This window comes from Methylobacterium ajmalii (genome assembly GCF_036448855.1).
GTDB classification, from domain to species: Bacteria; Pseudomonadota; Alphaproteobacteria; order Rhizobiales; family Beijerinckiaceae; genus Methylobacterium; species Methylobacterium ajmalii.
The window spans coordinates 28086-39747 of the sequence record NZ_JAZFXT010000065.1 but is presented as its reverse complement, the minus strand read 5'-3'; the positions used below and the strand labels follow the sequence as shown (position 1 = coordinate 39747).

Genomic DNA, 11662 nt, shown 5'->3' with positions numbered 1-11662 from the left:
CCCGCCCGGCCCGCGTCGTACGATGGCGCATCACCGCCCCCGGGCGGCGTCGGCGTCCTCGTTCCAGTCGAGGGCGGCGTAGGTGTCCCGCAGCGCGCGCTTGAGGAGCTTGCCGGCGGTGTTGCGGGGCAGGTCGTCCTGGAACAGGATGCGCTTGGGCACCTTGAACGGCGCCAAGCCGGCCCGGCAATGGGCGACCAGCTCCTCGGCGTCGACGGCGGCGCCCGGGCGGCGCACCACCACGGCGGTCACGGCCTCGATCCATTTCGGGTGGGGCAGGGCGATCACGGCGACCTCCGAGACGCCGGGATGGGTGAACAGCACCTCCTCGACCTCGCGGCTCGCCACGATGGTGCCGCCGGTCTTGATCACGTCCTTCACCCGGTCGACCACCGTGATGTAGCCGGCCTCGTCCATGATCCCGACATCGCCCGAATGGAACCAGCCGCCGCGGAACGCCTCGCGGGTCTCCTCCGGCTTGTCCCAGTAGCCGGCCATCAGCTGGGGCGAGCGGTGGACGATCTCGCCCCGCTCGCCGGGGGCGACGTCCCGCATCGCGTCGTCGACGATCCGGGTCTCGACGTTGAAGACCGGGCGCCCGCAGGAGGCCGGACGCGCGTCGTGCTCCTCGGGCCGCAGGACGGTGGCGAGCGGCGCGATCTCGCTCTGGCCGTAGCAGTTGTAGGGCCGCGCCCCCGGCAGGCGGGCCCGCAGCTCCTCCAGCACCGGCACCGGCATGATCGAGGCGCCGTAATAGACGTGGCGCAGGCTGGTGAGGTCCCGCGTCGCGAAGTCGGGCGAGCGCAGGAGGCTGATCCACACGGTCGGGGGCGCGAAGAACGAGGTCAGGCGGTGCGCCTCGATCAGCCGCAGGCAGGTCTCGGGCGCGGGCGCCTCGATCAGCACCGTCTCGGCCCCGGCCAGCAGCTGGGGCATGGTGAAGGCATGCATCTGCGCCGTGTGGTAGAGCGGCAGCGCGGCGAGCGCCCGGTCGTGCGGCCCGAAATCGAGGGCGAGGATGCAGCTCTGGTACTCGGCCAGGAGCCCCCGGCTCGTCATCATCGCGCCCTTCGGCGCCGCCGTGGTGCCCGAGGTGTAGAGGAGCTGCACCACGTCGTCCTCGGCGAGGGCGACCTCGACTGGCTCGGCGGGGCCGCCGTCCCCGGCGAGGTGCAGCACGTCGAGGCCGGTGCCGCCGAACAGGGTGCCGAACCACGGCGCGGCAGAGGCGCCGAGCGCCTCCCGGGCATTGCCCGCGAGGGCCGGGTCGACGATCAGGCACGCGGCGCCGGACTGCTCGACGACGTAGCGCAGCTCGCGTCCGGTGAGCGCGTAGTTGATCGGGACGTGGATGATCCCGGCCCGGGCGCAGGCGAGCCAGAGGATCAGATAGGCGTCCGAGTTGCGCCCGAGCGCGCCGAGCCGGTCGCCGCGCGACAGCCCCGCCGCCAGAAGCCCGGCGGCGACCCGGTCGGCGGCGCGGTCGAGGGCGGCAAAGCTCCAGTGCCGTTCGGCGAAGGACAGGGCGGTGCGGTCCCGATGGCGCCGCGCGGCGCGGCGCAGGGCGTCCGAGATCGTGTCGCGCCGGGCGCGGTCGGCCTCCTGCGTGTCCTCGTGTGCCATGGCGCGGCGTCCCTCCGGTTTTCGTTGTTTGTCGCTCCTTGTCGCAAGGTCGTGCCTGCAAGTCACGCCGGTGGGGGCGTCACGCGGGTGGCGACGTCGAGGCAAGCTCGTGCCGGGTTTATCCAATGCGAAAGACCGCCGCGGCCCGGCGGGGCGGCGGCGGTCCACGAGGCATCCGTCGGAGCCGCGGCTTAGTGCACCTCACAAAACTCCCGCCGCAATGTCGCTGCCACAGCAAGCCGAGGCGGTGATCGGGAGTATTGTGAGAGACACTTACTTCAGCCAGCCGTCCACGGTGGCGCGGTTCGCCGCGATCCACTTGGCGGCGGTCTCGGCGGGCTTGGCGCCCTTCTCCTCGTTCTCGGCCATCACGGCCTCCTCGTCCTTGATGCCGAGCTTGAACTTCTGGAGGATGCCGTAGACCTCCGGCATGTCCTCCTTCAGGCCCTTGCGGGCCAGCGTGTTGACGCTCTCCTCGCCGCCGAAGACCTGCTTGGGGTCGGCGAGGTACTTCAGCTGGTAGCGGGCGAACATCCAGTGCGGCGTCCAGGCGGTGACGACGACGTCCTGCTTGCGGCGGATCGCGTCCTTGAGCGCGCTCGTCATCGTGGCGTCGCTGCCGTCGAGGAGCTTGACCGGCAGGCCGTAGGCCTTGATCGCCGCCTCCGAGGTCTTCATCACGCCGGCGCCGGGATCGATGCCGATCACCTTGCCGTCGACCTCGGCGGCCTTGGTCTTCAGGTCCTCGATCGAGTTGAGCGGCGAGGTCGCGGGCACCGCCCAGCCGATCTTGGCGCCCGTCACGTTCGGGCCGATCAGCTCGAGCCGGTTCTTCAGCTTCTCGTAATAGGCGCCCTGGGTCACCGGCAGCCAGGCGGCGACGCTGGCATCGGCATCCCCGGTCGCCACCGCCTGCCACATCGCGGCGGCGGCGAGCGGGATCGCCTTCACCTCGTAGCCCTTCTCCTCCAGGGCGAGCTTGAGGATGTTGGTGGCGACCACCGCGTCGGCCCACTCGACATAGGCGAGGCGGACCTGCTTGCCGGCGGCCTCGGCGGGCGTCTGGGCAAGCGCGAGGCAGAGGGCGACGCCGAGGAGGGGAGCGCGCATCGAAGGACCTTTCTAGGAGGAGACTGGAAAAAGGCTCAGGCGGTGCCGTGCGGCCGGGCGCGGGCGGCGAGCGCCTGGGTGGCCCGGTCGAGGATCACCGCCAGGATGACGATGCCGATGCCGGCCTCGAAGCCGGCGCCGGCCTCCAGGCGCTGGATCGACTGCCACACCACCCGGCCGAGGCCGCCGGCCCCGATCATCGCGGCGATCACCACCATCGACAGCGCCAGCATCATGGTCTGGTTGACGCCCGCCATGATGGTCGGCAGCGCCAGCGGCAGCTGCACCTTGAACAGCTTCTGCGCCGACGAGCCCCCGAAGGCGTCCGAGGCCTCGACGAGCTCGGCCGGCACGTTGCGGATGCCGAGCGCCGTCAGGCGGATCACCGGCGGCACCGAGAACACGATGGTGGCAAAGCAGGCCGAGACCGCGCCGAGGCCGAAGAACGGCAGGGCCGGGATCAGGTAGACGAAGCTCGGCAGCGTCTGCATCATGTCGAGCACCGGCGAGAAGATCCGCCAGGCCCGCCGGCTCAGCGCGAACCAGATCCCGACCGGGATGCCGATGACGAGGGCCGCCGCGGTCGCCAGGACGACCAGCACGAGAGTCTCGACCGTCGCCTGCCATAGCCGCAGGTTCCACAGGAACAGGAGGCCTAACAGGGTCAGGAGCCCGACCCGCCGGCCGCCGACCTTCCAGGTGGCGAGCGCCGCGGCCCCGATCAGGATCCAGGGCGGCACGGCCACCAGGGCCGAGGTCAGCGCGTCGATCCAGTCGGCGACGTGGCGGCTGACCGCCCGGGTCAGCCAGCTGCCATGGTCGGTGAGCCAATCGAGGCCCTCGTCGCTGAGCGTGTCGAGGGGGAATTTGGGGATTGTCCAGTCCATCGCTCAGCTCCTGCCGGCTCGGAGGAAATCGCGGGCCGGGGATCGCCCGGGTCGGCTCCGCCGGCGCCCGGGCGGGCGGACAGCGCCCGCACGACGTCGCGGCTCGCGAGGCTGCCGACGAGGCGCCCCTCGGTGTCGATCACGGCGAGCACGCCCTCGGCCGCCACCCGGCCGAGGAGCCCCGCGAGTCCGGCATCGGCCTCGACGGTGCCGGACTCGCGATCGAGGAGGCTTGCCAGGGTCTCGTCGGGACGCGCCGCGGCGAGGCGGGCGGCCGGCAGGCGGCCGGCGAAGCGGCCGTCGGGTCCGGCGACCAGCCAGGCCTCGCCGCCGCTCCCGGCCAGCACCGCCCGCGCCTCGGCGGCCGTCTGGGTGGGAGAGAGGACCGGGGCGGTCCCGTCGGCCACCTGCCCGGCGCGCAGGACCGCGACCCGGTCGATATGGGCGACGAAGCGGGCGACGTATTCGGTGGCGGGGGCCGCCACGATCTCCTCGGGCCGCCCGGCCTGGACCACCTCGCCGTCCTTCATCAGCACGATGCGGCCGCCGAGCGCGATCGCCTCGTCGAGGTCGTGCGAGACGAACACGATGGTCTTCTTGAGCGTCTTCTGCAATTCGCGCAGCTCCGCCTGCATGTCGCGGCGGATCAGCGGGTCGAGGGCGCTGAACGCCTCGTCCATCAGCAGGATCTCGGCATCCGCCGCGAGCGCCCGGGCGAGGCCCGCCCGCTGCTGCATGCCGCCCGAGAGCTCGTGCGGATACTTCGCTTCCCAGCCCTTGAGGCCGACGAGCTCGATCGCCCGCATCGCCCGCTCCCGCGTCTGGGCGGCCGGCACCTTCTTGATCTCGAGGCCGAAGCCGACATTGCCCAGGATGGTGCGGTTCGGCAGCAGCGCGAAGTGCTGGAAGACCATGCCGAACATCTTTTGGCGGAAAGCCAGCAGGTCGCGGCGGCTCAGCGCCGTCACGTCGGTGCCGTCGACGACGATGCGCCCGCAGCTCGGCTCGACGAGCCGGTTCATGCAGCGCAGGAGGGTCGACTTGCCCGAGCCCGAGAGCCCCATCAGGACCAGGATCTCGCCCTCCGGCACCTCGACGGCGACGTCGCGCAGCCCGACCACCGCCCCGCACGACGCGGCGATCTCGGCCTTGGTCCTGCCCTGGGCCATCAGGTCCATCGCCCGGGCGGGGTCGCGACCGAAGACCTTGCCGATGCCCTGCAGAGTGATGCGGCCCATTTGCTCACGACTCCCCAGGAGTGGCGCAATCCCCGATTCGTCGTCCGGCCCCGTCGGCGTCGCGGTGCCTTCGATCTGGGATGATGAAAAGCTAGTGGGACCGGACGTCACGGCTTGTCGCGCGGCGACGCTTTCTGCCGGAAAAACGACCATCGCCCATTGCCGCGGTTGGGACGTCTTTGTGCGGTGCAATATTGGCGAATATAGAGGCACGCATGGGCCGTATTGTGCAGAGGATGCTGGTCGTTTGTGCAGATCTCGCGGATTCGGCGAGAGCATTTTCCGGTGACGCGGGTGCCGGTTCGGCAAGAGAAAACGCTGCAAGATCAGATACCTAGAGCGGCATCTGGTTGCAACGCGATCGGGCGCTGCTCCGGAGGCCGGGCCAAGGGTTGCAGGCCTCCCGGCAGGTTTTCTCGTGCGCTCCCCTGCCCGCTCCCTTGCCGGCCTCCGTAGAAGCCTCCGCCGCCGTGAGACGCGCCGGGTCATCCCCGGGAGGGCCGGATCCTCCTGCCGCGACGGTCGGCAGGGCTGTCCGCGTCCGAGGAAGTCCCGGCGTACAAGCATCTCGTCGAACTCTTTCTCGCTTGGAGTGAAACCGCAAGCACGCCATTTATATTTCATATTTACTTTTGTATCTTATGAACTAGCGGCCGATTTTCGTTGAAAACGGCGCGACGGCCTTGGCCTCCACCCTGTGCCGGTTCAGACGGGCCGGCGATACAGAAATATGTTTCTCCAAACTGCGGCTTGACATTGCATCCGGCTTGGAATGATTGTGAGCTGTCTTGAGGTTTCGACCAAGAAACGGAACGATCGTCCAGCGGACATTGATGTCGCCGCGTGCCGATGGGCGCGGAAGCCCGGATGCGCCGTGCCGCAAATTCGGGACGGGAGCGAACCGGAGACGGGGTAGCGACCGCCCCTGGTGGACGGGATCGGCTCGATCCCGGAACGGGACGGGATCGGCTCGATCCCGGAACGGATGACGTGCGACCGGACCGATCATTTCCGAGATCGATGACAGCATAATCAAGTAAAGAGCGAATTTCCGCGCATCAAATCCAAGACGAGCATGCAGGCGCACCGACGGTGTCGGGCAAGGGGTGCAGGATGACCTTTCTGGACAACTTCGGGTCCATCGATCCCGAAAACGGTCCCGCGCGCACGGCGATGTTCTTCCGGCATCTGCGGGCGGATTGGCGCGGCCTGTTCGCCGAGCTGCGGGCCGAGCGGCCGATCCTGGACCTGGCGCCCTTCGCGGTCGTCTCGCGGTGGTCCGACGTGATGGACGCGCTGTCGCGCCCGTCGACCTTCCAGGTGACCTACCGGCCGCACATGGACCCGTCCGTCGGCCCGTTCATGCTGGCGCGGGACGACAGCGAGCTGAACTGGCAGGACAAGGCGGTGATGCGCAGCCTGCTGCGCTGGGACGACCTGCCGGCGATCCGGGATTTCGTCGGGCGCACGGTCGCCGCCGCGCTCGCCGTCGAGGGCGACACGGTCGACGTCGTCGGGCTCGCCTCGCGCCTGGCGCCGCTGCGCGTCGTGCAGCAGAGCTTCGGGTTCTACGGCCCCGACGATGCGGCGATGCTGCGCTGGTCGCGGGCGACGCAGGCCGACATGTTCCACAACCTCACCGGCGACCCGGCGGTGAAGGCCGACAACGTCGCCGCCGGGACCGAGATGCGCGCCTGGATCCGCCGCTTCCTGGCGCGGCGCCAGCCCTGGGCCGAGGCGCGGGGCGAGGACGCCGTGTCCCGCCTGCTGCGCCTGGCCGGGACGGGGGGCGCCGGCTTCGACGCCGAGCGCGTGGTGAGCAACATCGCGGGCCTCCTCGTCGGCGCCGTCGAGACCACCTCCCAGGCCATCGCCAACGCCACCGAGCAGATCCTCCTGCGGCCCGACGTGCGGGCCGAGGCGGTCGAGGCCGCCCGCTCGCCCGACACGGACCGGTTCGACGCGATCGTCTGGGAGGCCTTGCGGTTCAACCCGATGACGACCTTCGTCCTGCGGATCGCCGCGGAGCCGGCCCGGCTCGCCCCCGGCACCGAGCACGAAGTCGCGGTTCCGCCCGGGCGCGTGGTCGCGCTCGCCATCGGATCGGCGATGTTCGACCCGGCCCTGTTTCCCGATCCCGAGAGCTTCAAGCCACGGGCCCGCCTCGACTACCTGCACATGGGCTTCGGCCAGCACCGGTGCCTCGGCCAGTATGTCGGCTACGCGATCATCCCCGAGACGGTGCGGCAGATCCTGCGCCTGCCGGGGGTCCGGCTGCTCGACGGCGAGGCCGGCCGCATCGACGACCGGGGCGGTCCGTTCGCGGAGCGCTTCGTGCTCGGCATCACCCCGTGACCGCTCCCGACCCGCCCGCCGCCCGAGCCCCGGACCCTTCCATGCCCGAACGTCCCGTCTTCGAGGTCGGCCTGGTGCTGGCCGGCGCCATCTCGGCCGGGTGCTACTCGGCCGGCGTGATGGATTTCCTGATCGAGGCGCTGGACGGCTACTACGCCGCCCGCGACGCACCCGGCTGGGACGGCCCGACCCACGACGTGCGGGTGCCGGTGCTGGCGGGCGCCTCGGCGGGCGGCATGACCGCCGGCATGGCGGCCCTGCACATGTTCCGCGGCCTCGACCACGTCCGGCCGGCGGAACCGCCGCCGCCCGAGCCGCGCAACCGGCTCTACGCGAGCTGGGTGCGCGAGATCGCGATCGAGCGCCTGCTCGAGACCCGCGACCTCGACGGCACGAGCGGCCTCAAGTCGGTCCTGTGCAGCGCCGTCCTCGACGACATCCTCGGCAGCGCGTTCGCGATCGAGGGGCCGCCCGTCCGGCGGCCCTGGATCGGGCGGGGCGAGCGCGACGGCTTGCGGGTGATGCTGACGCTGACGAACCTGCGCGGGGTCCCGTACTCGTTCGACCTCGTCGGGGCCGGGACGAACCGGGCCTTCGGCATGACGAACCACGCCGACGTCGCCTCGTTCGAGCTGGGCAGCGGCGCCCCCCGGGCCGGCGATCCCTGGCTCGACGTGACGCGGACCGACGACCCGGCCTGGGACTTCTTCAAGGTCGCGGCGCTCGCCACCGGGGCCTTCCCGGTCGGGCTCGCCCCCCGCCGCGTCAGCCGGCCGGGCTCCGACCTCCTCGCCTGGAGCACGGTGGGCCGCGACGGCGCGGACGGCCGGTTCACGATCATCGCGCCGGACGAACGATACGACGTGAAGGCCATCGCCCGGTACTGGGCCGTCGACGGCGGGACGATCGACAACGAGCCGCTGGAACAGGCGCGGCGCTACCTCACCAACGGCTACCCGGACGAGCCCGCCGGCGACAAGGCGCGCCGCTCGGTCGTGCTGATCGCGCCGTTCCCGAACTACCAGGCGCTGCCGGCCGATCCGGTCACCGGCACGCTCGCGACCGCGCTGCCGGGCCTGTTCTCGGCGCTGATCAACCAGGCGCGGTTCAAGCCCGAGGAACTGGCCCGGGCGCATGACGGCTCCGACTTCTCCCGCTTCATCGTCTCGCCGGTGCGCCAGCGGGCGGACGGGAAGCCGATCGTCTTCCCGATCGCCAGCGGCGCGCTCGGCGGCTTCAGCGGCTTCCTGCACGAGAGCTTCCGCCGCCACGACTACCTCCTCGGGCGCCGCAACGCCCAGGCCTTCCTGCGCTGGAACTTCGTGCTGCCGGGGACGAACGGCCTGTTCGACGGGGCGACCATCGCCGAAAGCTGGCGGGTACGCGACGCCAGCAAGGCGACCGGGTCGATCGCCCCCGGCGAGGAGCGCGGGCTCGGCTTCAGGACGCTGGTGCTCCCCGACGGCTCGCAGGCGGACGTGCCGCTCTATCCCATCATCCCGCTGACGCCGAAGCTCCAGGAACCGATCGAGATCGGCGAGGCGGACCGGCCCCGCCCCGAGGACGTCCGGCAGGACCTCCTGCGCGGCGACCTGCGGCAGCGAATCGAGAAGGTGGTCTCGACCCTCGTCGACATCGATTTCCGCAAGGAAACCGACGATATGGGCCTGATCCTCGGCTACCTGGCACGCCGGGGCGCCAAGACGTTCGGGGTCGGCGTCGCCTCGCGCAAGGCCGACCGGGTGGTGGCGGCGACGATCGAGGCGCTGAAGGCCGATTTTCCCAGGGGCATCGCCGACGCGCCCTGACCCGTGAACGATCTGAAACAGCAGCGGGGCGGACGCGATCGTGCCCCGTCCTGTCGATATTTCTTCTACGCGGAGACTACGGACGTGGGAACGGGGCGCCTCGCCAAGATCATCGTCGGCATCATCGCCGTCCTGCTGATCGTCGTCGGCATCGGATTCAAGATCTACCGCGACAAGCTCTACGTCGCGCTGCCGGACTACCCGCCCGTCAAGGAGGCGCGCTGGCTCGGCCAGGCGTGGTCGAACGACGAGCAGGACTGGTACCACCATGCCGACCAGGGCACGCAGACCCTCAACATCCCCTACGAGTGGTTCATCGCCCTCGAGCAGCCGCGCCTGACGCTGGTCGGCGACGTCGGCCGGCTCGCCGACCCGGCCTATCTCGACCGCTACGGCTTCATCCCGGGGGCGACGCGTGGCGGCGAGATCCAGCTGCCGATCGGCTTTGCCCGCGGCGGTGACAAGGCCGAGGACCGGGGCGACATGCTGCTGCCGGACGGCCGGCCCTGGCTCAACCCGCGCACGGGCAAGCCGACCCACAAGATCGGCTTCACCTGCGCGGCCTGCCATACCGGGCGCCTGACCTATCGCGAGACGGCGCTCCTCGTCGACGGCGGGCCCGCCCTCACCGACCTCGGCAAGTTCCGGCAGGGCCTCGGCCTCTCGATCCTGTTCACCAAGTACGTCCCCGGCCGCTTCGACCGGTTCGCCATGAACGTGCTCGGCGAGGATGCGAGCGAGGCCCAGAAGTCCGACCTGAAGGCCCAGCTCGACGCGCTGTGGGACCGGCTCGACGCGGTGCGCAAGCTCGACAAGAAGGTCGCGGCGGCGACCGTCGACGAGGGCTACGGCCGGCTCGACGCCCTGAACCGCATCGGCAACACGGTCTTCGCCCTCGACCTCGACGACGCAGCCCGGGAGGCGAACTACGCCGCCACGACCGCGCCGGTGAACTTCCCCCACGTCTGGAACACGTCGTGGTTCGACTGGGTGCAGTACAACGCCTCCATCGAGCAGCCGATGGTGCGCAACGCCGGCGAGGCCCTCGGCGTCTCGGCTCCCGTCAACCTCACCGGCCCGGCCAAGGACCTCTTCACCTCGCAGGTGCACGTCGAGAACATCGCCCGGATCGAGAAGCAGATCGCCGGCGAGCAGCCGGACGCACAGGCCGGCTTCACGGGCCTGCGCGCCCCGCGCTGGCCGAGCCTGTTCGCGGAGATCGACAAGGCGAACGCGATCGACCTCGGCCGGGCCCGCAAGGGCGCCGGGCTCTACGGCGAGCTGTGCCAGGGCTGCCACCAGGCCCCGATCGGCCGCAAGGAGTTCTGGGACTCGACGGCGTGGCTGAAGCCGAACGCGTTCGGGCAGCGCTACCTCGTGGTGAAGCCCATCCCCATCGCCACGATCGGGACCGATCCGGCCCAGGCCGAGGACATGATCGCCCGCACGGTCGCCCTGCCCGACACCCTGGTGCGGGCGCTCAAGGACCGCAGCGGCGACGGCCCCGGCGACGTCCCGCTCGGCGAGCCCGACAAGGACGGCCGTTATGCCTTCGGGCCCGCCCTCGGCGTGACGGTGAAGCGCACGGTCGACCGCTGGTACGACAGCCAGACCCTGCCGACCGCGAAGGCCGACCGCGAGCGCCTGAACGGCTACCGGCCGAACGGTATCCAGGCGCCGCTCGCCTACAAGGCACGCCCCCTCGACGGGGTCTGGGCGACGCCGCCCTTCCTGCATAACGGCGCGGTCCCGAACGTCTTCGCGCTGCTGTCGCCGGTGGCGGAGCGCCCGAAGAGCTTCACCCTCGGCCGGCGGGAATTCGATCCGGTCTGCCTCGGCTACCAGCTCACCGCCGTCGCCGCCAAGGACCCGAAGGACTGCCTGAACGCCGAGGCCGGCGCAGAGGCCAACCGGCTCGGCGGGCTGTTCACCCTCGACACCGCGAAGCGCGGCAACCTCAACACCGGCCACGAATTCGCCGGCACCAAGGGGACGGGCGTCATCGGGCGGGCGCTCTCGGTCGACGAGCGCCTGGCGCTGGTCGAGTTCCTCAAGACCGACTGCATCAACGGCGTCGATCCCGACCCCGCCCGGGCCGCCGCCTCGACGACGCGGTGCGAGGCCCTCGACGCGGCCGCGCGCTGAGGGACCGCCTCCGCGCCGCCCAGGGCGCGGAGGCGGGTTTGCCGCGGGCGACGCCGCGGGTGTGATGCCCTCGACGTCGTCCCGTTCACGCGGCCCGCGGGTCCGACAGGGCCCGGTCGACCGTGCCGGTCGCGTCGAAGGCGTGGATCCAGCCGAAATCCTCGGGGAAGCGGGCCATGCGGGCGTCGCGCCGCGCCAGCGGGTCAGGCCCGACGGAATCGGGCCGATGCAGCAGGCGGTTCGTCGCCCAGGCGCTGCGCTGGATCGTGCGGGCGCGGGCCTGGCGGAGCCCCTGGTAGCGCCGCATCGTCCCGTCGAGGTCGCGGGCGCCGTCGGCGGCCAGCCGCGCGGCGAGGGTCACGGCATCCTCGTTCGTGGTGTCGGCGCCCTGGCCGTGGTGGGGCAACTTGGCATGCGCGCTGTCGCCCATCAGCACCGTCCGGCCGCGGTGCCAGCGCCGCAAGGGATCGGTGACGAACTGCGTCTGAGACCCTAT

General features: G+C 71.1%; 8 protein-coding genes. 3 read left to right on the top strand and 5 right to left on the bottom strand.

Annotated features, from left to right (window positions below):
* Positions 1-30 precede the first annotated feature (30 nt).
* The 4 genes from V3T34_RS26805 to V3T34_RS26790 form a co-directional block, all read right to left on the bottom strand.
* The gene (locus V3T34_RS26805; RefSeq protein ID WP_305078586.1) at positions 31-1623 is read right to left on the bottom strand and encodes a fatty acyl-CoA synthetase; all 1593 of its coding nucleotides are present in this window, start codon (positions 1621-1623) and stop codon (positions 31-33) included.
* Positions 1624-1896: 273 nt separating this feature from the next.
* Positions 1897-2733, bottom strand: coding sequence for a glycine betaine ABC transporter substrate-binding protein (locus V3T34_RS26800; RefSeq protein WP_060847443.1), 837 nt, complete (start codon positions 2731-2733; stop codon positions 1897-1899).
* A 35-nt stretch (positions 2734-2768) separates the two neighbouring features.
* The gene (locus tag V3T34_RS26795; RefSeq protein WP_305078587.1) at positions 2769-3620 is read right to left on the bottom strand and encodes an ABC transporter permease; all 852 of its coding nucleotides are present in this window, start codon (positions 3618-3620) and stop codon (positions 2769-2771) included.
* Entirely contained in the window at positions 3536-4858 is a 1323-nt protein-coding gene (locus V3T34_RS26790) for a quaternary amine ABC transporter ATP-binding protein (protein ID WP_305078588.1), read from the bottom strand. The genes V3T34_RS26795 and V3T34_RS26790 overlap by 85 nt, the downstream gene beginning before the upstream one ends.
* Positions 4859-5971: 1113 nt before the next feature.
* On the opposite strand from V3T34_RS26790, the gene V3T34_RS26785 reads away from it, so the two are divergent.
* The 3 genes from V3T34_RS26785 to V3T34_RS26775 all read left to right on the top strand — a co-directional run bounded on the left by V3T34_RS26785 (position 5972) and on the right by V3T34_RS26775 (position 11166).
* Positions 5972-7213, top strand: a complete 1242-nt coding sequence (locus V3T34_RS26785) for a cytochrome P450 (RefSeq protein ID WP_305078589.1) — start codon at positions 5972-5974, stop codon at positions 7211-7213.
* 41 nt (positions 7214-7254) lie between these two features.
* Positions 7255-9021, top strand: coding sequence for a patatin-like phospholipase family protein (locus V3T34_RS26780; protein WP_305078590.1), 1767 nt, complete (start codon positions 7255-7257; stop codon positions 9019-9021).
* An 84-nt stretch (positions 9022-9105) separates the two neighbouring features.
* Entirely contained in the window at positions 9106-11166 is a 2061-nt protein-coding gene (locus V3T34_RS26775; RefSeq protein WP_305078591.1) for a di-heme-cytochrome C peroxidase, read from the top strand.
* Positions 11167-11251: 85 nt separating this feature from the next.
* Here V3T34_RS26775 and V3T34_RS26770 read toward each other — a convergent pair whose 3' ends face one another.
* On the bottom strand, positions 11252-11629 hold the full coding sequence (locus tag V3T34_RS26770; protein WP_305078592.1) for an FAD-dependent oxidoreductase: 378 nt from the start codon (positions 11627-11629) through the stop codon (positions 11252-11254).
* Between the last annotated feature and the right edge of the window lie 33 nt (positions 11630-11662).